At 61.3% G+C, this 23098-nt stretch carries 20 protein-coding genes and 1 riboswitch; of the genes, 8 read left to right on the plus strand and 12 right to left on the minus strand.

From position 1 onward, the window contains the following. Position 1: 1 nt before the first annotated feature. On the minus strand, positions 2–664 hold the full coding sequence (locus ACHZCU_RS07225; RefSeq protein WP_106307085.1) for a thiamine diphosphokinase: 663 nt from the start codon (positions 662–664) through the stop codon (positions 2–4). Positions 665–726: 62 nt separating this feature from the next. After that, positions 727–1272, minus strand: coding sequence for a MarR family winged helix-turn-helix transcriptional regulator (locus ACHZCU_RS07230; protein WP_319518236.1), 546 nt, complete (start codon positions 1270–1272; stop codon positions 727–729). Positions 1273–1370: 98 nt separating this feature from the next. On the opposite strand from ACHZCU_RS07230, the gene ACHZCU_RS07235 reads away from it, so the two are divergent. Further along, positions 1371–2903: an MDR family MFS transporter gene (locus ACHZCU_RS07235; protein ID WP_319518237.1), complete on the plus strand. Its 1533-nt coding sequence runs from the start codon at positions 1371–1373 to the stop codon at positions 2901–2903. Between the two features lie 7 nt (positions 2904–2910). Here ACHZCU_RS07235 and ACHZCU_RS07240 read toward each other — a convergent pair whose 3' ends face one another. The 4 genes from ACHZCU_RS07240 to ACHZCU_RS07255 form a co-directional block, all read right to left on the minus strand. Further along, complete coding sequence (locus ACHZCU_RS07240) at positions 2911–4125, minus strand: OpgC domain-containing protein (protein WP_319518238.1); 1215 nt, start codon at positions 4123–4125, stop codon at positions 2911–2913. A gap of 5 nt (positions 4126–4130) precedes the next feature. Further along, complete coding sequence (gene mdoH / locus ACHZCU_RS07245; protein ID WP_319518239.1) at positions 4131–5966, minus strand: glucans biosynthesis glucosyltransferase MdoH; 1836 nt, start codon at positions 5964–5966, stop codon at positions 4131–4133. 223 nt (positions 5967–6189) lie between these two features. Continuing rightward, entirely contained in the window at positions 6190–7809 is a 1620-nt protein-coding gene (locus ACHZCU_RS07250; RefSeq protein WP_319518240.1) for a glucan biosynthesis protein G, read from the minus strand. Between the two features lie 402 nt (positions 7810–8211). Next, on the minus strand, positions 8212–8649 hold the full coding sequence (locus ACHZCU_RS07255; protein ID WP_106307070.1) for a peptidylprolyl isomerase: 438 nt from the start codon (positions 8647–8649) through the stop codon (positions 8212–8214). A gap of 261 nt (positions 8650–8910) precedes the next feature. Then, positions 8911–9025: riboswitch (TPP riboswitch) on the plus strand. Positions 9026–9072: 47 nt separating this feature from the next. Between ACHZCU_RS07255 and thiB the strand changes: the two genes are divergently transcribed. The 5 genes from thiB (at position 9073) to ACHZCU_RS07280 (ending at position 14457) form a co-directional block, all read left to right on the plus strand. Further along, positions 9073–10086, plus strand: a complete 1014-nt coding sequence (thiB, locus tag ACHZCU_RS07260) for a thiamine ABC transporter substrate binding subunit (RefSeq protein ID WP_319518241.1) — start codon at positions 9073–9075, stop codon at positions 10084–10086. Between the two features lie 19 nt (positions 10087–10105). After that, complete coding sequence (gene thiP / locus ACHZCU_RS07265) at positions 10106–11728, plus strand: thiamine/thiamine pyrophosphate ABC transporter permease (RefSeq protein ID WP_319518242.1); 1623 nt, start codon at positions 10106–10108, stop codon at positions 11726–11728. A gap of 13 nt (positions 11729–11741) precedes the next feature. Continuing rightward, positions 11742–12395 (plus strand): ATP-binding cassette domain-containing protein, encoded by a 654-nt coding sequence (locus tag ACHZCU_RS07270; protein WP_319518243.1) that lies wholly within the window; start codon positions 11742–11744, stop codon positions 12393–12395. A gap of 100 nt (positions 12396–12495) precedes the next feature. Beyond that, complete coding sequence (locus ACHZCU_RS07275; protein WP_319518244.1) at positions 12496–13989, plus strand: M48 family metalloprotease; 1494 nt, start codon at positions 12496–12498, stop codon at positions 13987–13989. A 36-nt stretch (positions 13990–14025) separates the two neighbouring features. Next, positions 14026–14457 (plus strand): GNAT family N-acetyltransferase, encoded by a 432-nt coding sequence (locus tag ACHZCU_RS07280; RefSeq protein ID WP_319518245.1) that lies wholly within the window; start codon positions 14026–14028, stop codon positions 14455–14457. 10 nt (positions 14458–14467) lie between these two features. Here ACHZCU_RS07280 and ACHZCU_RS07285 read toward each other — a convergent pair whose 3' ends face one another. The 5 genes from ACHZCU_RS07285 to ACHZCU_RS07305 all read right to left on the minus strand — a co-directional run bounded on the left by ACHZCU_RS07285 (position 14468) and on the right by ACHZCU_RS07305 (position 20776). Continuing rightward, on the minus strand, positions 14468–15331 hold the full coding sequence (locus ACHZCU_RS07285) for an RNA polymerase factor sigma-32 (RefSeq protein WP_319518246.1): 864 nt from the start codon (positions 15329–15331) through the stop codon (positions 14468–14470). A gap of 478 nt (positions 15332–15809) precedes the next feature. After that, positions 15810–16382, minus strand: coding sequence for a CarD family transcriptional regulator (locus tag ACHZCU_RS07290; RefSeq protein ID WP_106307054.1), 573 nt, complete (start codon positions 16380–16382; stop codon positions 15810–15812). Between the two features lie 426 nt (positions 16383–16808). After that, the gene (fdxA, locus tag ACHZCU_RS07295) at positions 16809–17147 is read right to left on the minus strand and encodes a ferredoxin FdxA (RefSeq protein WP_106307051.1); all 339 of its coding nucleotides are present in this window, start codon (positions 17145–17147) and stop codon (positions 16809–16811) included. 166 nt (positions 17148–17313) lie between these two features. Then, on the minus strand, positions 17314–17709 hold the full coding sequence (locus ACHZCU_RS07300; RefSeq protein WP_106307048.1) for an RNA-binding S4 domain-containing protein: 396 nt from the start codon (positions 17707–17709) through the stop codon (positions 17314–17316). Between the two features lie 4 nt (positions 17710–17713). Beyond that, complete coding sequence (locus tag ACHZCU_RS07305; protein ID WP_319519759.1) at positions 17714–20776, minus strand: helicase-related protein; 3063 nt, start codon at positions 20774–20776, stop codon at positions 17714–17716. Positions 20777–21510: 734 nt separating this feature from the next. Here ACHZCU_RS07305 and ACHZCU_RS07310 point away from each other — a divergent pair. Both ACHZCU_RS07310 and ACHZCU_RS07315 read left to right on the plus strand, forming a co-directional pair. Beyond that, the gene (locus ACHZCU_RS07310; protein WP_106307037.1) at positions 21511–21666 is read left to right on the plus strand and encodes a DUF3309 family protein; all 156 of its coding nucleotides are present in this window, start codon (positions 21511–21513) and stop codon (positions 21664–21666) included. 34 nt (positions 21667–21700) lie between these two features. Further along, a complete protein-coding gene (locus ACHZCU_RS07315; protein WP_106307034.1) occupies positions 21701–21886 on the plus strand; it encodes a hypothetical protein in 186 nt (61 codons plus the stop codon). Positions 21887–22033: 147 nt separating this feature from the next. On the opposite strand, the gene ACHZCU_RS07320 is transcribed toward ACHZCU_RS07315, so the two are convergent. Beyond that, complete coding sequence (locus ACHZCU_RS07320) at positions 22034–23071, minus strand: zinc-dependent alcohol dehydrogenase family protein (RefSeq protein ID WP_319518247.1); 1038 nt, start codon at positions 23069–23071, stop codon at positions 22034–22036. Positions 23072–23098: the final 27 nt, after the last annotated feature.

Below are 23098 nucleotides of genomic sequence, written 5' to 3' on the forward strand. Positions count from 1 at the left end.
CTCAAACTCCCGAAAAATCATGCGGGCGGAAGATGACAATGCCGCGGCCGCTTTTCAACCCGAAGCGCACCGGTCCGTCACCATCGCCCGCCTTGTTGGAAACCGTGCGCGGCAACCCGAACGGGGCTTCGAAACCGTCGAGCGGATAGACGGCGTTTTCGATCGAAAGACCGGAAAGATCGGAAAAGCCGAGCACCGAAAACAGCGCGCCTGCCGGCATCCCGATCTCCGTTGCACCGGGCAGAAGCGGCCGGGCTTCTTCCGCGCCCGAGGTCAGCACCATATCGTATCCGGCTTCGGCCAGGCGGACGGCAAGCAGCATGTTCATCATGCCGTGGTCGGTGCGTTCGCCCTGCAGCGCCCCGGCCATGACGATCCGTTTCGCCCCGCGCTCAATCGCCTCTTCGGCCGCGATCGCCCCGTCCGTCGCATTCTTGGCCGGCGGAAAATCCTTGCGCGCAATATCCGGAAACCGTTTCAGAAGCGCGGCATCGGTGGAATCGAAATCGCCGACCCACACTTCCGGCACCACACCGAGCGCCTCGGCATGCACCATGCCGCCATCGGCGGCAATCACACGGCTGCCGTCGACCAGCCGCCTGACGCGATCGTCCACGACGAGCGCACCGCCCAGAAGAAGAGTGAAGGTTTCAGATTGTCTCATGCGCTAAGGCCATAACGAATGTCACGGCCAAACAAAAGCGGTTTCCCGCGAAAGGTGGCGTTTCAGCCGGCCGAACGGACCGGCTGCTCCCCGTCTGCAGGCGGCTCCATGCCCGCATGTGCGCGGGTATAGTCTTCGATACCGCAAACGAAGCGTTCATAAAGACGGGAAAACATTTCACGTTCCTCCGGCGTCCAGTCTTCCGTCACGCTTTCCAGCATTGCCCATTTGAAGGCCCGGATTTCTTCCCGAAGCTTGCCGCCCTTTTTGGTGATCACCAGGATCGAGCGGCGCGCGTCGCTCTGGCAAACGCGCCGTTCCAGAACATCCTGGGCCACCAGTTCGGCAACGATACGGCTTGCCCGCGAGGGATCGATCCGCATGCCCTCGGCGACCGCGCCGATGGTGGCCTTGTCCGGCGCTTCCACGCGGGCGACGACGTCGAGCACATCGAGATGGGTGATTTCCAGTGCCGGCGCGACCCGGGCGATGGCAAGCCGTCCGAGAATGCGGCGTCGGGTCATCAGCCGATTGCGCGTCATTGCGCCCGAAATGCGTTCGATGGCCGCGTTTTCGGGGTTTTCACGTGCTGGGGTTTTCTTGGTCATCATGTCTTTTTCTATATCAGATTCCGCGCAGACTCAAAACCTGCCAAGATCACATTAATGCTATTGACATATACTTGCCTTTATCACAGATTTGCACGATGACAACAAATTCGTCTTCCGCGCACCAGCCTTTCATCTCGCTGGTCGAACACCCGCGTCTGCGCATTCTCGCCTTCCTGTTTCTTCTGATGGCGATGTTCCTGGCAACGCTCGACAACCAGATCGTATCGACCGCACTGCCGACAATCGTCGGTGAGTTTGGCGCAGTGGAACGTTTCGGCTGGGTTGCATCGGCCTATCTGCTCGCTTCATGCGCCGTGATGCCGCTCTATGGCAAGCTTGGCGACCTTATCGGGCGAAAATATGTGCTGATGACGGCAATCGCCATTTTTCTGATCGGTTCGCTGACCTGCGGGCTTGCCATCTCGATGAACACGCTGATCGCCGCGCGGGTTCTTCAGGGACTGGGCGGCGGCGGCCTGATGGTTTCGATTTTCGCGCTTAATGCCGACCTGTTCCCGCCGCGCGAACTGCCGAAATATCAAAGCTACGCCAGTCTCGTGATCATGACCTCAGGCGCGCTCGGTCCGCTTCTCGGCGGCACCATGACGGCCGCCTTCGGCTGGCGCTCGATCTTCCTGATCAATCTGCCGCTCGCCCTCATCGTGTTGTGCGGGGTGTTCTTCCTCTTGCCCAACCGGAAGCCGAACCGCCAGCCCAAGATCGACTTTGCCGGCGCGATCCTGCTTGCCGTCTCGGTGACGGGCATCGTGCTGTGGAGTGATTCAAGCGAGATTTTCGGCTCTCTGTTTGCCACGCCGAGCCTTGGCGTGATCGCAATCGCGCTTGTCTGCGGGATGGCCTGGGTGCTTGCGGAACGGCGTGCTCCCGAGCCGATCATTCCGTTAACGCTGCTTGCCAACAAGACGGTGGCGCTGCTCATCGTGGTGTCGGTCACCAGCGGCGCGGTGGCGATCGGCATGGTCAATTATCTCGCCCTTTACCTGCAGACGGTCTACGGCCTGTCGCCGACTTCGGCCGGCCTGTTCTTCATCCCGATCACCACCGGCATCGTCGTCGGCTCGCTCAGCAGCGGGCGGCTGATGTCGATCACCGGACGCTACAAGCCCTATGCCATCATCGGGCTTGCATTTTCCACCACCTGTTTCACCCTGCTTGCGCTTTTGGGCAACGGCGCGCCGCTTGCGGTTGTCGCCGTCCTTCTGGCAATACAGGGTATCGGCGTTGGTCTCGGCCAGCAGGTGCCGGTGCTCGGTGTGCAGAATGCAGCACGCGCCGGCGATGTCGGTGCTGCTACCGGCGCGGTCACGCTTTCGCGCATGATCGGCGCGGCCACCGCGATTTCGATCTATGGCGCCCTTCTCGCCCACGGGCTCGACACCGCGCCCGCCGTTCCCGGCGCCGGGCCGCTTGCCGATCTGACACCGACTGCAATCGACGACCTGGCGGGACAGGCCCATCAGGTCGCAATCGCCGGCTATTCCGAAACCTTCACGATGATCTTCGCCTTTGCCGCGTTTGTTGCCTTTACCGGCCTTGCGGCGGCCCTCAGCCTGAAGCCGGTCGCGCTCGGCAGCCGCTCCTCCGGCGCCGCCAAGGTGCCGGCCTGAAAGGGCATTACCGGCCGATCTTTTCCGGCGGCGGGGCAACCAGCCTGTCGATGGGATTGCTGCTCTCCTCCCGCAACGGTTCGGGCGGCGGAGTGGTGGTCAGACGACCGGCGCGATCGAGCGCATAGCGGGCGGCCAGATATTGCGCGACAAGCCCGATGGCCAGCAGGAGCGTATCTTCCGGCAGCCCCGTCGGATAAACCGTTCGCACGATCTGCAGAGTAAAGGCGATCAGCGATCCGGTGACGAAGGTGACGAGGCTTGCCCGGCCCATGATGTTGACCGGATGAAACACCGGATGCTCGAGGAACCGGCGAAATCCGGGCAGATAGGCGACGATATAGGCCAGTGCCAGAATGTGGGCGATGCGCGGCAGGCCGAGCCTTTCCTTGCTGGTATCGGCAATCACGGCCGGCGTCAGCGTTTCCGGCCAGGGAAAGGCAAAATGCCCGCTCAGCCGCCACCAGGCGGCATAGATCACGAACGCCACAGCCGCCGCATAAAGCAGCGGCGAAAACGGCACCAGCCTGTTGCCGCGGCGCGCGGCCATGCCGGCGGCCAACCCGATCGCAAACAGCAACAGCCAACAGAGAGGATTGAAATACCAGGCCCAGTCGCCCGGATAGGCCGGCATTTTCAACTCGCTCCAGCGCCCGACAAGCCAGATCACCGCCGACACCGAGAGCATCAGGGCAATGCTTTTGCGCCCCAGCCACAACAGCCCCGGCACCGCTGCAAACAGCACGACATAGAGCGGCAGAATATTGAAATAGCTGACCTGATAGGTCATTGTGAAGATGCCGGTGATGGAAGCCAGAGGCCGGCGCCAGACCCAGTCGACCCCGTTGATCTCGGCAAATTCCATCAGACCGAAGGCAAAGACCGCCGGTACGGTTATCATCAGGGCCATGATGGTGGAAAACACATGGGCGCCGTAAATCGTCAGCGCACGCTTCCAGATCGCCTGTGCGGTTGCCATCATGGCGCCGGAAAAACGGTGGCTGTAGGCAAGCCCGGCCGAGATGCCGGAAATCAGCACAAAGGCTTCGGCGGCGTCGGAAAAACCGATCATCCGGATCGTATAGAACGAATAGAGGTTTTCCGGCACATGATCGATGAAGATCATAATCAGCGCCAGGCCTCTCAAAACGTCAAGACGCGGATCGCGGCGACTCTTATCCGCCGGTGTCCGCGCTGCGACGCGCGCGCCTCCCTGCTCCAACTGCGTTATCCCTGCACGGCCGAATAAGCGGGCTCGGCCTCGCCCGTTTGCGGATCCTCCGCGATATTGTCTGCGGTCTCCGGTGTGTTTCCGTCATCGACGGAAGGCTGCGACCAGCGCTCCAGAACCGCATCGCGCACCCGCATGATCGCCGGGCGATCAAGCTCTTCCGGCGTCAAAAGCAGGCCACAGCGCGCGGCAATGCGTCCGCTTGCCGGCGATGAGCTTGCCGCGACCAGGAACGGCGACAGCATCTGCGGCACGGCAATCGGCGTCAGCCACCAGAACAGCGCCGGCGCCAGAACCCATGCACCCGTCAGCATGACGATGCCGGTCAACACGATCCACCAACTGGCCCTGAAGGCCTCGCCCAGCCCGATCGTCTGGCCCTCGCGATCGGAAGACGGCCAGCCGCCATCCATGCCGAAAATGATCTGCAGCACCGAGCGGCTCTGATACATCAGCGTGATCGGCGCCAGGATCGATGACCAGATGATTTCGACCAGCGTCGAGGCAAATGCCGCGATAAACCCGCCGAAACGACGCGCTTCGCCGGTGACGCCGGAGCGCAGCGCGATCAGCAGTTTCGGCCCGATCAGAAGTCCGCCGACGCCGACAAGCAACGTGACGGCGAGTGCCGTTTCGGCGCGCGGAAAGATCGCCGGCAGATAGGGGCTAGGAAAATATTCAGGCGGCGGCGCGAAAAGCGGCGCGACAATCGAGGCGGCGATGAAGATCATCCACAGCGGCGAGCTGACATAGGCCATCACGCCCTGCACGAAGGTAAACCGGTTCCAGCCCTTCAGCCCCGGCCCATGGATGAGACGGATATGCTGGAGATTGCCCTGACACCAGCGCCGGTCACGCTTGGCGTAGTCGATCACGTTCTGCGGGCCTTCCTCGAAGGAGCCTTCCAGATCGGCGTCGACACGCACGATCCAGCCATTGCGCGCCAGAAGCGCGGCCTCGACATAGTCGTGACTGAGGATATGCCCGCCAAACGGCGGCGCACCGGTCAGCGCGGGCAAGCCACAGCTTTCGGCAAAGGCGGTGGTGCGCACCATGGCGTTATGGCCCCAGAACGGACCTTCCTGCCCCTGCATGCGGGCCAGCCCGCGGGTAAAAATCGGGGAAAACAGACCGGCGGAAAACTGAAGCGCGCGCGCAAACCACGACCGCGCGGCAACGATCTTCGGCAGCGTCTGCAACAGGCCAAGTCTCGGTTCGGCTTCCATGCGCCGCAGCATCTCGACGATGGTTTCGCCGTCCATCAGGCTGTCGGCATCGAGGATCAGCATGTAAGGGTAGCGCCCGCCGTGGCGGCGGACGAAATCGCCGATATTGCCGGCTTTCTTGCCGGAATTGTCCGTGCGGCGGCGGTAGAACACCTCAATCGGCGCAGGCACCTCGGCATGCAGCCGCAGGAACCATTCTTCCTCCTGCGCCGCAACGTCTGGATCGCGGGTATCCGACAGGATCGCGATATCGAACAGTTCGGCATGACCGGTCTTTTGCAGACTTTCGGCCATCGCGGCGGCGGAGGAAAAGGTCGCGCGCGGATCCTCGTTATAAACCGGGATCAGGATCGCGGTGCGCGCCGCGCGGCCGCTGTCGGAAAGCTGCGAGCGCGGCGGGATCTTGATCCGTGCGCCGATCAGCCCGCCAAGCGCCAGCGACGCGCCCCAGGCGATCCAGGCGGCAGTGGCTGCGCAAAGCGCAATCCGCACAAAATCGACCCAGTCCACGCCATCTGCGAAAAACACGTCCATGGCCAGCCGCGAGGCGAGCACCGCCACGAAGACTGCAAACAGAATGGAAATGGTTCGCCTGAGAGCCAGCATCATGCTTCCCTGAAATTGACGCCGGCACCAAAAGACCGTGCTGGCTTTTATCGACCGGAATTATCCTCTGGACCAGAAACGAACAGCACGCGGACGCTGCAGGACAGACACCGGTGACAGTATCGTCGCAATCAGACCCTGATGGCGGGGGCGTTCGATCAACTGGTCCGGCATTGGCAGCGGGGCTGTCGCCGGGAGAAACCGGGTAAAATCCTTGTTTCCGTCAGTCTGGTTGGTCATCGCCTTTTCTCCATTGATAAAGCCATACTTCACTCAAATCGCGGTTGCCGTCGGTCAGAGCAGCGAGCAGTTCGACCGGCGCATCGCCTGCCGGACGGACATCGATTGCAAGCCGCCAGACGTCTTCGCCCATGATTGCTGAAACCGTCGAATGAACAATCTCGCCATTGGTAACGTGGAGCCGCTCCTTAAGTTCCGACCCTGCGCCAAAATCTGCCAGCGGGCCGCCGGCAAAGTCGACCACGATCTTGCGGACATCATCGTCAGCCTGTGCGCCCGAGACGCCGCCTTCACCGCTTCTGATGTCGACCACGCGCGCAAGCCGCACCTGATCTTCCTCGATCGCACCCCATGTCAGGCGGTACGAATATTCGGCCGATTCTCCGGCCTTGGCCGGGGCTTCAGGCTGCCAGAAGCACACGACATTGTCGTTGACTTCCTTGTCGGTCGGGATTTCGACCAGCGAGATCGAACCCTTGCCCCAGGTGCCGAGCGGCTCGACGAGGAGCGAGGGCCGACGTTCGTAATGGGCTTCGGCGTCCTGATAGTCCTCGAATTCCCGATGGCGCTGGTAAAGCCCGAAGGCGCGCGGATCGGTTTCGGTGAAGAAGGAATTCGCAAGCTTCTTCGCGTTCTGCAGGTTGCGCCACAACTCTGTACCATCGGCACGCACGATCTTCAGCCCTTCGCTGTCGTGAACACGTTCCCGATAGTCGTCAAACGCATGATGGTTGGCCGGCCCGAACAGGAACATCGAAGTCATAGGTGCAACGCCGAGACGGGCGATATCGTTCCGGAAAAACAATCGCGCGGTCACATCCATGCGCGTATTCTTGCCGGGCGTGATCACGAACCGGTAGGCGCCGGTGACGCTCGGACCGTCGAGCGCGGCAAAAACGGTGATCTTTTCGCCTTCCGCAACGGGGCGAACGATGTAGAACGCGGAAAACCGCGGAAACTCCTCGCCCTGGTCCGTGGCGGTGTTGACCGCCAGGCCGCGGGCCGACAACCCGTAAAGATTGCCCTGACCGAGCGCACGGAAATAGGAAGAGCCCAGGAAGGAAATCAGCTCGTCGGAAACATCGGGCCGGTTCAGCGGATAGTTGATGCGGAAACCGGCAACGCCGGGAAATTCAGCATCCCTGAACTGCGCGATATCGAGCGGCGAGCGATAGATGAAGTCGTCGGCGGAAAACACCAGCTTTTCGGCATCGCCATTGGCGACTTCGTAAATCTCCACCGGCGTCTTGAACAGCCAGCCGAGCGAAAAGGCCTGAAGCTGGAAATTCGACTGGTCCCGCCAGATCGCCTTGTTGGGATCGTAGCGGATTGCCCGGTAATCATCATAGTGGAGCGAATTGAAGGGTTCGGCAACATCCTGCGGCGGTGCCTCATAGGGCTGCGCCGCCTTTTCCTTCATCCGGGCCGTCAGCGTATCGAAGGTAAACGCGTCGGGGGCCGGTGCCTGCGCTTCCACTTCCGCATTCTGATCCGGTACCTTGCCGGGTTCCACCGCGGCGCCTTGAGCAAATGCCTTGCTTCCCAAACCGGAGAAAGCCAGCGCTCCCGCGGCCGTTTGCGCCAGAAAAACTCGTCTCTTCATTCAAATTCCCGTCGGTTGAAAAGGGGAGGCCGAAAATGTTGCATTGCACCAAAACCGGCGCCGGAATTGCGTTTTTTGAATGTATTCGCTCTCGGGCAAGATCGCGCGAAAACCGTCTCGGCGGTAAGCGCAGACACTTCGGAAACGGCGCAAGCCCGTTTCGGTTCCACACTGACGCAAAAAACAGACATCGGTATCCATCCGGTCGCAAACAGGGTCTGCCCGGAGAGCCGGGCATCAAAAGGGGCTGGGACGCCATACAGCATTCCAGCCCCTTTTTTAGGGCAGCCATTCAACCAAAGAATGGCAAGATCATGGCAATACGCCTTTTTCGCGCCGCAATATCTACAAACTCACTGTCGAGCTGTCGGAATGGCTGCGCCAACAAAATATGCTTTCTTTTCAAGCCGCGTTGACGATTTCAACGAGCTCGACGGCGAAATTCAGATCCTGCCCGGCAAGCGGATGGTTGGCATCCACGGTTACCTGCTCTTCCTCGACCTTGGTCACGACCAGCGGCACGGTTTCACCGGTGGGCGTGCGCGCCTGAAGCTGCATGCCCGGTTCCACTTCAACCTCGGCCGGCATGGCCGACTTCGGCACGACCTGAACCTTCTGCGGATCATGCGGCCCATAGGCCTCTTCCGACGGCACCTGCACCTGGCGGCTGTCGCCGACATTCATACCGGCGATCTCGCGATCGAGCCCCGGGATGATCTGGCCGGCACCGACGGTAAACTCAAGCGGCTGACGGCCTTCGGAAGAATCGAAGGTCGAACCGTCATTGAGGGTTCCTGTATAGTGAATACGAACGGTGTCCCCGCTCTTGGCTTCTGTCATTGGTGTGCTCCTTCCTTTGAACACTGAGCGCATCGGCACAGCACCGGCTCAAACCGGCCTCAGGCCCAGGCGCCGTTTCTTTTTCCTGAGGCTCCGGCCTTCGACCGGAAAGCGCCCCAGAGGATGAGCCGACACACTTTCCTGCATGACGACTGGCGGGTACATCCGAAATACCGGATGCGCCTCTTACCTAGTCACTTTCACGTGTATTTTCAAATCCGTCCGGCCTTGAATTCCACGGAAGCCCGCGATAGGTGTTGAAAAGCTCTAACGGGGTGCGGAACGCGGCTTCGACGTCGTCCGCTGAGAGGTGAAGAACCAACCCGAGGAACCTGATCCGGTTAACACCGGCGGAGGGATTAGACGCGTGAACGATCCGACGCCCTTTTCCCATGTTGATTGAGACACCACGAAGGAGGCGTCATGCCCGGCCATCATCTTTCGATTTCGATTGCAGCGCTGGCGCTGCTGGCTGCAGGCGGCGCGCTGGCTGAAGACGGCAAGGTGCTGACCGTCTATACCTATGAAAGCTTCAACACCGAATGGGGCCCGGGCCCGCTGGTCAAGCAGGCTTTCGAGGCCGAATGCGGCTGCACCGTCAAATTCGTCGGCGCGGAAGATGGCGTTGCCCTGCTCAACCGGCTGAAGCTCGAGGGCCGTTCAAGCCCCGCAGACATCGTGCTCGGCCTCGACAATAATCTGATCCACGAGGCAAAGGAGACGGGGCTTTTTGCCGCCTCCGGCGTTTCCACCGACAATCTCGACATCCCCGGCGGGTTTGAAGACGACATTTTCGTCCCTTTCGACTACGGCTATTTCGACATCGTCTACGACAGCGAGAGCATCGCATCTCCGCCGACCACGCTTGACGAACTGGTCAACGGACCGGCTGACGAAAAGATCGTGATCGAGGACCCGCGCACATCGACGCCGGGCCTTGGCATGCTGCTGTGGATGAAATCCGTCTATGGCGACGAGGCGGCGGCAAAGTGGGAAGCGCTTTCGGACCGCATTCTGACGGTCGCGCCCGGATGGTCGGAAGCCTACGGCCTGTTCACCAGCGGCGAGGCGCCGATGGTGCTTTCCTACACCACCTCGCCGGCCTATCACCAGATTGCCGAGGAAACCGACCGCTACAAGGCCGCAGACTTCGAGGACGGGCTCTATATCCAGATCGAGGTGGCTGGCATGACGACGATGGCGGACGATCCGGCGCTGGCCAGATCCTTCCTCGCATTCATGCTTACGCCCGGCTTTCAGGATGCAATCCCGACCCACAACTGGATGATGCCGGCTGCCGCAACCTCCGAGCCGCTACCGGATGCCTTCCAGAATGCCGTCACGCCGGACAGGACGCTGCAATTCGCCCCGGATGTCGTGGCTGAAAACCGGCAGGCCTGGATCGACGAATGGCTGAACGCGATGAGCGCGCGGTGAGCGCTGCGGGACGACGGTTTTGTATCTGACCACGGCAGAGTTTCGCCGGAGCCTTTCCGCCGGCATCATGTCCCTTGCGGGCGTTATCGGCTTCATTGCCGTGGCGGTGGCCGCCCTTTCCGGCTTCGGGCGGATTGGCGATGCGGTCTCGGTCATGAACGAGCCCTATGTCTGGCGCATTCTGCGTTTCACGCTCTATCAGGCCTTCCTGTCCACCGTGCTGTCCGTGGCGCTTGCCATTCCCGTTGCCCGTGCGATGGCGCGGCGGCCGCATTTTTTCGGCCGGATATGGATTGTCCGGCTGATGGCCGTGCCGCTGGGACTGCCGGTGCTGATCGGTGCGCTCGGCATTATCGGCATATGGGGACGGCAGGGCCTTTTCAACGATGCGCTGGCTTTTGCGGACTTTGGCCGCCCGCTGCAGATCTACGGCCTGCAGGGCATCCTGATTGCCCATGTCTATTTCAACCTGCCGCTGGCCGCCCGCCTGTTTCTGGCAGGCATCGAGCGCGTGCCGCAGGAATATTTCAAGACCGCCGCAATGCTGTCGATGCCGCAACGCAGCATCTTTCGCTTCATCGAATGGCCGGTGATCGCGCCGCTGATCCCGGGCGTTGCCGGACTGGTCTTCATGCTGTGCGCCACCTCTTTCACGCTGGTGCTGATATTGGGCGGCGGGCCGGCGGCGACCACGATCGAGGTCGCGATCTATCAGGCGCTTCGCTTCGATTTCAATCCCGCACGCGCCGTCGCCCTTTCCGGCATGCAGATTGCCGTAACGGCACTGGTGCTTGCCGCCCTTGCCCTTTTTCCGAAGGCGAAAGACCCGGGCGCCAGCGCCAGCAGCGATGTCAGCCGGCGCCCCGACGGCGACCACCGCCTTTCGCGCGGCATCGATGCCGGGTTGATTGCAGTGTTTCTGGTCTGGCTCGCCCTGCCGCTGGCGATGATCGTGGTGAAGGGCGCGGGCGCAGACCTGCCCGGGCTCTTGCGCGAACCCGCCTTCCTCAGGGCCACGGCCACCAGTCTCGCCATTGCGTTTTCGGCGGCTCTGGTTTCGCTCGCCCTGGCGCTTTCCTTCATCGCCGCCACCGGCGCAATCGAAACGCTGCGCGCGCCCGGCGCGCTTGAACGCGGCCTTGCCGGATCGATGTCGGCCATGGGGTCGCTGGTACTGCTGGTGCCGCCGATCGTGCTTGGCACCGGCTGGTTCCTGCTGCTGCGCCCGTTCGGGCTGACCGATGCCGCCGCGCCGGCAATCGTCGCCAGCATCAATGCGCTGATGGCCCTGCCCTTCGTGCTGCGCGTGCTCCGGCCGGCTGTTGCCGTCCACCGCGCCCGCACCGCCCGGCTCTCGGCCAGCCTCGGCCTTGACGGCTTTGCCCGATTGCGGATCGTCGACTGGCCGGGCCTGAGAAAACCAACACTGACGGCGCTGTCCTTCGCCATGGCATTGTCGCTCGGCGATCTGGGCGCTGTTGCCCTTTTCGGCGGCGATCAGCTCACCACCCTGCCCTGGTTGCTCTACAGCCGCCTTGGCAGCTATCGCACGGAGGATGCCAACGGGCTGGCGCTGATCCTCGGCGCGCTCTGCCTTGTCCTGATGATTGCCGGCACCCGCGCGCCGGCGGCGAAAAACTGAGAAAGGCGCCGATGTGTCAAAAGCCCCCGGCATCACCCTGGAAGACGCAGCGCTGAAACTCGGCGGCAAGGATTTCCTGTTCAACGGCACGATTGCCGGCGGCAGCGTGACGGCGGTAACCGGCCGTTCCGGCTCCGGCAAGACCACGCTTTTGAACCTGATTGCCGGCTTCGAAAAGCCCGACAGCGGCCGCGTGCTGATCGGCGGGCAGGTGATGAACGATCTTCATGTCGCAAACCGTCCGGTCACGGTCGTGTTTCAGGAAAACAATCTTTTCGCCCACCTCGATATCTTCACCAATACCGGGCTCGGCGTGGACCCGGGCCTCAGGCTCGACGAAAACGGTCGGCAGCGAATCAGCGAGGCCCTTGCGCGCGTCGGTCTTGCGGGTTTTGAAAAACGCATGCCCGCCTCGCTTTCCGGCGGCGAGCGCCAGCGGGCGGCCTTTGCCCGGGCACTGGTGCGCAATCGCCCGATCCTGCTGCTGGATGAACCCTTTGCCGCGCTCGATCCTGAAATGCGCGGGGAAATGGGTACACTTCTGCTTGAACTGCATGCAGAAACCGGCAATACCGTGATGATCGTCTCGCATGAGCCGGACGAGGTGGAGGCGATTGCAGATCATCGCCTTGTCATCGAAAATGAAGCGATTTCGGCGCGCTATTGACCGTTGCGGCCGCGAACGCCAAATATGGCTCTCAAGTAACGGCTTGACAGCCGTCATGGACATACCGGACAAGGGTCGCGTTTTGACAGGCGCAACAAGCATGAACACCATCCTCGGCCGCCTGAAGTCAGGAACGCGCGCATGGGGCAGGCACGGGGCAATTCTTGCCCTTGCCAGTATGCTTGCGCTTTCAGCCTGCCAGTCGACGGACACCTATTTCATCGTGCCGGAAACGGCAGGCGGCGAGCAGACCGTCGATGCGCTCACCCGCAACGACCCCAACGCCGCCATGGGCGCGCGCGAACATCCGCGCATTCTGGAGACCTATGGCGGGCAATACCGCGATCCGCAGGTTGAAAAGCTTGTTGCCCGCATTGCCGGGGCGCTGACGGCGGTTTCGGAAAATCCGCAGCAGACCTACCGCATCACCATCCTCAATTCGCCGAGCATCAATGCCTTTGCGCTGCCCGGCGGCTACCTCTACGTTACCCGCGGCCTTCTGGCGCTGGCCAATGACGCCTCCGAGATCGCGGCCGTGCTTTCCCATGAAATGGCGCATGTGACGGCCAATCACGGCATCGAACGCCAGCGCCGGGAAGAAGCCGAAGCCATTTCCAGCGAAGTGATCGCCGAGGTTCTGCCCGATAGCCAGGAGGTCAAGCAGATTGCCGCGCGCGGCAAGATGCGGCTGGCCGCATTCTCGCGCCAGCAGGAACTGGAAGCCGACGCGATCGGCATCCGCATGCTGGCCGAAGCCGGTTACGACCCTTCGGCTGCGGCGCGTTTCCTGCGTTCCATGGCAGCCTTTGCCAAATATGAATCGGCCAGTTCGAAGGACGAGAGCCTCGACTTTCTCTCCAGCCATCCCAATACGCCGCGCCGTGTCCAGCTTGCAGACGAGCAGGCTGCCCTTTACGCCAATGTCGGCTCGAAAGAGGTCGGGCGCGAGTATTTCCTGAACGGCATCAACGGGCTGCTTTACGGCAGCAATGCCGATGAAGGCTATATCCGCGACCGGAACTTCTATCATCCCAAGCTCCAGATCGCCTTTACGGTGCCGGCAGGCTTCTCGATGACCGACAAGGCAAACGCGGTCGTGGCAACCGGACCCAGCGATGTCGCCATCCGTTTCGACGGGGTGAAGGCGAAGGGCCGGCGCAATCTTGAAGACTATATCCAGAGCGGCTGGGTGACCGGCCTTGTTCCCGGTTCCGTCGAAACCACCAGTGTCAACGGCATGCCCGCGGCAACGGCAAGAGCGATTGCCGGCGACTGGTCGTTCGACGTGACGGTGATCCGCGATGGCGGCGAGATCTACAGACTGCTGACAGCCGCCCCGCGCGGCAGCGGGCAGCTTCAGGACATCGCCTTTTCCGTCCGCTCATCCTTCCACAAAATGTCGGCGCAGGAACTTTCCAGCCTGAAGCCACTGAGGATCAGGGTCGTCACGGTTCAGCCCGGCGACACGGTGGCAAGCCTTTCGGAGAAGATGATGGGAACCAGCCGCAAGCTGGCGCTGTTCCGGGTGCTGAATGCGCTTGGCCCCGGGGCAACACTGTCGGCCGGACAAGAGGTCAAGATCGTCTCGCAATAGCGGCCGGCCGCCGGTTACGCCGCGAAAGGAGCGGCCATGCAGCACCGGACGACAATCCTGATTGCGGCAGACAGGCATTTCGACTGGCTGAGCGCTCACGATACGCATCTGTCACATGACCGGATCAGGCAGCTCATCGCGCTTCAGGCCTATCTTGTGGCAGAGACGGAAGACGGACAGATCGTCGGCTTCCTGCGGTTCAGTCGCATCTGGGGCACCCTGCCGTTCATGGAGCTGATCATGGTTGCGCCGCCCTTTCGGCGGCAGAATATCGGCAGCCGCCTGCTTCAGGGCTGGGAAACGATGATGCGGCAGACAGGTGAAAAGGTGATTGTCAGCTCCAGCGTCGCAAGCGAGAGGGTCCCGCAGGCCTGGCACAGGGCGCAAGGCTTCACGGAAGCCGGAACTCTTGCTCTGGGTTCGTTCCAGCGGGAGCGGGAAGTGTTCTTTCTCAAGGAATTGCGCTGACGCGCAAGCTTCAGCTGGGAAGCGCGATCATGCCGCCATCGGCCGTCATGGTCGATTTCAGCTTTTCCAGAGCCCGGGTTTCGATCTGCCGCACCCGTTCCTTCGAAATGCCGAGTTCCATGCCGAGTTCGGCAAGCGTGGCGCCATCTTCGGCCAGTTTGCGGGCGCGGATCACCCGGTTTTCACGCGGAGAAAGCCTGGAGAGCGCCCGTTTGAGCCTGAGGCTGAGACGTTCACCGTCGATCATGCCGGAGACCTGCTCTTCGGGAAGCGGCTGATCGCAAACCAGCAGGTCGATGCGCTCGGTCCCGTCTTCCCCGTCTCCGCCGACAGGCGCCTGCAGCGATGTATCGTTGCCGGAAAGACGCGCGTCCATGACCTGCACATCCGAAACGGCAACGCCGAGGTTCTTGGCGATTTCCTCATAGATCGACTGGGCGCTCAGCTCGCGGTCGCGCGCGGCGATCTTGGCGCGCAGGCGACGGAGCTTGAAGAACAGCGCCTTCTGGCTGGAACTGGTACCCCCGCGCACGATCGACCAGTTGCGCAGGACATAATCCTGCATCGCGGCGCGAACCCACCAGCTGGCATAGGTCGAAAACCGGACACCACGCTCATGATCAAAACGGGCCGCCGCTTCCAGAAGACCGACATAGCCTTCCTGAACCAGATCGGACTTCGGCAGACCGAAACCGCGGAATTTGCCGGCCATGGCGACCACAAGCCTGAGATGAGCCATTGCAATATCATTGCGCGCGTCGCTGTCGTCGCCGACGCGCCAGCGCGTCGCGAGTTCGGTTTCCTGTTCCCGCGTCAGATAGGGCGCCGCCATTGCAGCGCTTGCAATACGATGATCCTGTGCGTCGACATCCATGGCTCACTCCCTAAAAGGCAAGACAATCAAGGCCATTATCCAGCGCTGAAAAGTTGACGTTCCGGCTTCCGCCGCAACGCCCACAGCGCTCCCTGCCTATCTCAACGCGCGGGATAGCGATTTGGTTCATGCCGGCAGCGGGTTTTCGGGCACAAAAATGTGAACAGGCGCCAAAACGAAAAAATCCGGCCGCTTGGGGCCGGATTCAAAGTTCTGACAAACCCGCAGATGTGCAGCTCGTTGTCTCTGTCAGCCGTCTCTACAGGTTTCATGCTCGGGTTCGACCCGAGCATCCATTCCGCACAAGCCTTTGAGGAGAAAGCCTCTTCAAGCAAGCGTACTCCGTGTTGCCCTGGATCCTCGGGTCGAGCCCGAGGATGACGCAGAGAGTGGAACGGCTCTGTAAAAAAAGAATCCGGCCGCTTGGGGCCGGATCCTTTCCAATCAATGACCGCCGGGAGCGGTCTGTCGCAAGGCCTCAGGCGGCCTCTTCGCGGGCGTCGTCTTCCTCGTCCGCACCCTTGCCGCGCTTGGGACCCTTGGCAAGGTGGGTTTCGATCAGACGGACGGCCTCGGTATCCGACATCTTGTTGACTGCGGCAATTTCACGCGCCATGCGGTCAAGCGCCGCTTCGTAAAGCTGGCGTTCGGAGTAGGACTGTTCGGGCTGGGTGTCGGCACGGAAGAGATCGCGAACAACCTCGGCAATCGAAATCAAATCGCCGGAATTGATCTTCGCATCATATTCCTGGGCGCGGCGCGACCACATGGTGCGCTTGACGCGGGCCTTGCCCTGCACAACTTTCAAAGCGCGCTCGACGAAATCGGTTTCCGACAGTTTGCGCATGCCGATGCTCATGGCTTTGGCAACCGGCACCTTCAGGCGCATCTTGTCCTTGTCGAAATCGATGACAAAAAGCTCGAGCTTCATGCCGGCCACTTCCTGCTCTTCGATCGCGTTGATCGTGCCAACGCCGTGAGCGGGGTAGACGATGGACTCACCGGTCTTGAAACCATGGCGGCCGGCAGACTTTTTCTGTTGTACTGTCATAAGTTTTAAAAACTCCCTGTTACGCATCCGGCGGGCGCCGGTCCCGGACATGCATGATCCGGAGGGTGAGACGAATGGAGGGCCACACCCACTGTAACCATCAAACGGACAACGAAAGACGCGACGCATTCCTTGGTTCGAAAGGCATCCGCACTTCGAATGATATTTTGTCGACGCTAGGGTTGATTGCTTTCTTGGGCTTTAAGGCAAATCTGCCGTTTTCTGGGTCAGTGCACTCTATATAGCACAACAAGTAGCAGAAATCAATGAGCCATGCACCCGCGACAAGTCGTCGCCGGCGTGCGGGAGTATTGGCCGACACCTAACCGAATTGTCGGGCTACGCCAAGCCCCAAATTGCAACAGCACTCAAAAATCCGGACAAGCCACGGCATGGCCGGCGGCGGGACCTGCGCCCCGCCTGCGCTCAGTCGCCGCTTCCCGGCTTCTCGGAGAAGAACTGCTCGAACTTGTTTTCGACACCGTCCATGTCATCGGCATCGGGCAGCGGGTCTTTCTTGATGGTGATGTTCGGCCAGGTTTCGGCGTAGTCGGCGTTGATCTTCAGCCAGTTGTCGAGCCCAGGCTCGGTGTCGGGCTTGATCGCCTCGGCCGGACATTCCGGCTCACAGACGCCGCAGTCGATGCATTCGTCGGGATGAATGACCAGAAAGTTCTCGCCCTCGTAGAAACAGTCCACCGGGCAGACTTCAACACAGTCGGTATATTTGCACTTGATGCAGTTATCGGTCACGACATAGGTCATGAAAGACTCCAGAGATCATTTTCGGGCCGGACGGCCCGATACCGACGGGCGTCACCCGGCGGCAGTCAAAGCGTGAGGTAACGGCTTTCCGTCCCTGTCGCAAGATTATTTCGTTCCACAAACCGGCCGTCTGCGGGTAGAAGTTTCCAAAGACCGTCGTAAAGCCTCATTCATCGCCACGCAGACGCATCAGCGACCGGCGTTCTTTCTTCGTCGGCCGTCCGGCGCCGGGTACGCGCTGGGCCTGCTCGAAAGCCGAAAGCTTGGCGCGGGCCTCCGGTGGTGGGCTGACATCCTCGTAAAGCTCCTGCGCCTCGGCAAACGGCCCGCGCCGATGGCCGGGCGCACGCACCACGAGATGGACATCACGCCGCTGAAGCGCAACCACCAGCCGGTCTCCGGCGGTCACATCGACACTCGGGCGGATGATCCGCGAGCCGTTGAGCTTCACATGACCATCGCGCACCAGCTTCTGGGCCAGAGAACGGGATTTGACGATCCGCGCAAAAAACAGCCACTTGTCGACGCGCTGACGGCCTGCAGGTGCTTCGCCTTCAGCCATCCGCCTACCGCTTCATCTGGGCCTTCAGCGCGGCCAGCTTGGCAAAAGGCGAATCCGGATCGACGGGCTTGTCGCGCTCGCGGCGCTGATCGCGTGGCTTGCCCTCGCCGTCCTTCTTTGCCCGATGCGGCCCCTTGGGACCCTTGCCGCCGGGCTTGCCGGCAGCACGGTCCCGCTCGCCGTCGCCACCCTTGCGGTTCGGCTGTCCGCGGCCGCGGCCCTCATTGCGCGGTCCGCGCCCCTGATGCTGGCGGCCCCGCTCGTTCTGGCTGCGCCCGCCCGGACGCCACAGCAGAACCGGCTTGGGCTCTTCCTCTTCCTTCGCCGCCTCGTCCTTCACCGCAGCCTCATCAGCCTTTTCAGGCTGTGCCGGCGCGGTCTCGGCCGTGTCCGCAGTCGTGTCGTCAGCCGTTTCGGTCGCTGCCGCCTGTTCTTCGGCAGGTCTTTCCGAGGTTTCGGCCACTGCGGTTTCGGCAGCAACGGGGTTCTCCGGCGTTTCGCCCGCCCCAGCTTCGCCGTCCGCCGGCTTTTCCGCGCGCCGGGCAACGGTTTCAACGGCCACGCCGGCATGCTGTTTTGCAGCCTTTTCGGCGTCCCGTTCGGCCTGTGCTGCCTCGATCCGGGCGACATCTTCCGGCGAGGCAACGTCGGCGCGATAGCCGAGACCCTTCAGGATTTCTTCCATATCGTCCGGCGTTGCGCCGAGGATCGACATCATTGCCGGTGTTGTGACGAAACGGCGGCCGTCAAAGGCACCTTCTGGACGCGCACCGCCCGCTTCCGGCTTCCACTGGGTCAGCGGCCGGATGATATCGGCAAGCCGTTCGAGAATGTCGATCCTGACGGCCCGCTTTCCCAGATAGCGGAAGCCGGCCAGCTTGTAGAAGGCCCGTTCATAGCCGGGATCGGTGACCACCGATGTGCGGCCTGCTGCGAGCACCGGAATAAGTTCGCCATAACCAGGCTTGTCGAGACCGTCATTGGCAAGGGCCCAGAGCAGGGTGATCATCTCGGCGGGCGCCGGCTTCAGCAGCGCCGGCATGAACACATGATAGGCGCCGAACCGCACGCCATAGCGGCGCAGCGACGCACGCGCATCCTGGTCGAGCGCCTTGACCTCGGCTGCAACATCGCGGCGGAACAACACGCCGTAATTTTCGACGAGCTGGAAAGCCAGCCCCCGCGCCAGCCCTTCGATATCGTCGGCATTGGCGAGATCATCAAGCGGCTTCAGAACCGTCTGGATCGTATGGGCGACGAAACGCTCGATGCGGGCGACAACATGGTCACGCGCCGTACCGGTCAGTTGTTCGTCGGCCAACAGCACAGCGCGCGGCCTCAGAATGTTGTCGGTGGAGACCAGACGCGCCACCGGATCGCCGAGCCAGCGCACCGTGCCGGACGAATCCAGCACCAGATCGGAATTGCCGGAGGCATGAAGACGCGCGGCGCGCGCCTCGAATTCGAGCGCCAGCGCCTTCAGCGCCGCCGCCTCGATTGCCTTGGCATCCGGCCCTTCGGCTCCGGACACGGCTTTGAAACGAAAGCCAGCCAGTTCCCCCACATGATGTCCTTCGACAAAGACATCCCCATTCACGCTCACTTCAGCTTCAAGCATCGCATTCTCTCTCAGGCGCTTCATTAGCACGGAAGTCCTGCGGTCAACGAAGCGTTTCGTCAACCTCTCATGCAGGGCATCCGACAGCCGATCCTCTATTTTCCGTGTCTTTTCCTGCCAGTGTGTCGGATCGGCAAGCCATCCGGGCCGGTTCGACACATAGGTCCATGTTCTGATCTGGGCAATACGCGCGGAAAGCGTATCGATTTCACCATCGGTCCGGTCGGCATGGCGGACCTGTTTTGCAAGGAAATCCTCGTCCACCGTGCCGTGCTCGACCAGATCGAGATAAAGCGAGGCGATCAGGTCGGCATGCTGGGCCGGCGTGATCCGCCGATAATCGGGCAGCGCACAGGCTTCCCACAGCAACTCGATCCTGTCGCGCCGATCAGCCTTTCCGGCGACGGCGTGGCTTCGGGCGAGAAATTCCAGCGCGCGCTGGTCGACGGCCGGCAATGCGCGTGTCAGCCCCTGAACGCGCGGCACCTCATCGAGACTGGCCTTCAGCGCGTGCAGCGAGGTGAAATCAAGCGCCTTGGAACGCCACTGCAACACCTTCACCGGGTCGAACTGATGAGTTTCCAACCGCTCGACCAGTTCGTCGTCAAAGGGCGGCACACGGCTGGTGACGCCGAACGTGCCGTCACGCATATGGCGGCCGGCGCGACCGGCGATCTGGCCAAGCTCTCCGGCGTTGAGATTGCGATACTGATGTCCGTCGAACTTGCGGTCCTGGGCAAAGGCGACATGATCGACATCGAGGTTCAGCCCCATGCCGATCGCGTCCGTCGCCACCAGGTATTCGACATCGCCGTTCTGATAGAGTTCGACCTGCGCATTGCGGGTGCGCGGCGACAGCGCGCCGAGCACCACGGCCGCGCCGCCGCGCTGACGGCGGATCAGTTCGGCAATCGCATAGACCTCGTCTGAGGAAAAGGCGACAATGGCCGAACGGCGCGGCAGGCGGGTAATTCTCTTCTGGCCGGCATAAAACAGGCTTGAAAGCCGCGGCCGCTCCACGATCGAAACACCCGGCAGCAATTGCCTGAGGATCGGCTTCATCGTCGCCGAGCCCAAAAGCAGCGTTTCCTCACGCCCGCGCAGATGCAGGATCCGGTCGGTGAAGATGTGGCCGCGCTCCAGGTCGCCGGCAAGCTGAACCTCATCGATGGCAACGAAGGCGACATCGGTTTCCCGCGGCATCGCTTCCACGGTGCAGACGCTGTAGCGGGCGGTTTTCGGGGCGATCTTTTCCTCGCCCGTGATCAGCGCGACGCGATTGACGCCGACGCGCTCGACAAGGCGGTTATAGACTTCGCGGGCAAGAAGGCGCAGCGGCAGGCCAATAACCCCGGATGAGTGCGCCACCATCCGTTCAATGGCAAAATGGGTCTTGCCGGTATTGGTCGGACCGAGCATGGCGGTCACCCCGCGTCCGCTCAAGATCATTGCTTCTGAATTCAATGTCCCGGTCCCAAATTCCCTGGCCGGGGCCAAAATCTCCGCCCCCGTCCATTGCTTCAATCGCCGGATCGCAATCCTCCGGCGCGCGTTTCTCTATAGATGGACCGCCTGCGCCCTGCAAGCAAGAGGGGCGTGCATTTTGCCCCGAAACCCGACCTTTCTTAATATTTGGAACAGATGCGAACGAATCACAGACGAATCGCTGACTCTGCTGTTTTCCCGGTTTGTTCACGGCTATATGTTGGGTTTTTGCCAATTTAATACCCTAGATGTGGAACGCACGATTCTTCACCAGTGCAAATCAGGACAATCGCGTTAACCTTCGTAAACAAAAGATGAACAGACGGGACATTGCTGAATCCGACAGGCTGTCCGCCATTCTCTCACTCACCGGCCCCGGCAAGAAAGCAAATCCCAGGCATGTCGCCTCACATCAGGTGGCCGAAAAACGCTCGGAAAACCTGATTTACGGGTCGAAGACCAAAGCCGGAACGAATCAGCGACGAATCACAGACAGCGCGATCTTCCGGTTTTGTTCACCGCTATATTTGGTGGATTAATGACTTTTTAACCATATTTTTCAGTGCGTTGGAAAACCGAACACCGAAGCGTCACGTGCTGCTTTCCAGTTTACTTTTCCGTCAACGGATGCGATTGCGGGAACAAAATACAACGCCGGGACGTTGAAGCTCCAACTGATTACCCAGGAGAGAGAAAAAATGCTCGGTACTATCCTGCTTATCATCATTATTCTTCTTCTGCTCGGCGCATTGCCGCGCTGGGGATATTCGCGGACATGGGGTTACGGGCCATCCGGCGGTCTTGGCCTTGTCCTGCTCATCGTCATAATCCTGCTGCTCGCAGGTTATATCTAATCGACCATTGGATTGATCACTGGAGACAGACACAATGAAGAAAGCCGTTCTCGCCATCGCATTCATACTTCCGCTCGCCGCCTGCACCACGCAGGAGCGCAACGCCACGATCGGCGCCGGCGTCGGTGTTGCCGCAGGGTCCGCCATCACCGGTGATGCCACAGGCGCTATCGCAGGTGGTCTGGTCGGCGGCGGCATTGGCGCGGCGACCGCCAGATAACCAACAACGAAAGCGGCGCGCGCCAAAGGCTGTCGCGTCAAGATCGGCGCGACACATCGCCAGCCGGTCCAGGCGCTGCCGACAGGCAGCGCCTCAACATATTTTCGGGACTGTAGCCCGGTGTGAAAAACACCCGCAGGGCAACACTCAGGCGCTGATGATCACCTTCAGCGCTTTTTCGCGTGCGGCATTGCCGAAAACCTCGTAGGCACTGAGAATATCGTTCAGTTCGAACCGGTGGGTGATCAGTTTCGACGGATCGATCTTGCCGGACTGAACGGTCTTCATCAGCATCGGCGTGGTGTTGGTATTCACCAACCCCATGGAGATGTTGATGTTCTGTATCCAGAGGTTTTCGAGGTGCAGTTCCACCGGCGCGCCGTGAACGCCGACATTGGCGACATGGCCACCAGCAGCGACAACCTGCTGGCAGACATCGAACGTCGCCGGAACGCCAACCGCCTCGATGGCGACATCGACGCCGACACCGCCGGTCATTTCGCGGATCTTGGCCACCGCATCCTCCTCGCCGACGCGGATCGTATCGGTCGCGCCGAACTGGCGGGACACACCCAGCCGGTTTTCATCCATATCGACCATGATGATCCGGCCCGGCGAATAGAACTGCGCCGTCAAAAGCGCGGCAATGCCGATTGGCCCGGCACCGACGATGGCAATCGCATCGCCCGGTTTGACGGCGCCGGCCAGAACGCCGATTTCGAAACCGGTCGGCAGGATATCCGACAGCATCACCAGCGCTTCCTCATCCGCGTCTTCGGGGATCGGGTAGAGCGAATTGTCGCCGTGGGGAATGCGGACATATTCGGCCTGGGTGCCGTCGATCAGGTGGCCGAGAATCCAGCCGCCGTCCTCGCAATGCGAATAAAGCTGGCGCTTGCAATTGGCGCAGCTGCCGCATGAGGTGATGCAGGAAATGAGGACCCGGTCCCCCTTCCTGTAATTGCGCACCGCAGCGCCAACCTCTTCGACCACGCCGACCCCTTCATGCCCGAGAATGCGGCCGGAGGTGACTTCCGGCACATCGCCTTTCAGGATGTGCAGATCAGTGCCGCAAATGGTGGTTTTGGTGATTTTGACGATAACGTCGGTGGGCTTTTCGATCTTCGGCATCGGCTTTTCAGCCCATTCCTTGTTGCCGGGGCCCTGATAGACAAGCGCTTTCATTTTATTCTCCTCCCTTGAGAAACGATG

This window comes from uncultured Martelella sp. (assembly GCF_963677965.2).
GTDB lineage: Bacteria > Pseudomonadota > Alphaproteobacteria > Rhizobiales > Rhizobiaceae > Martelella > Martelella mangrovi.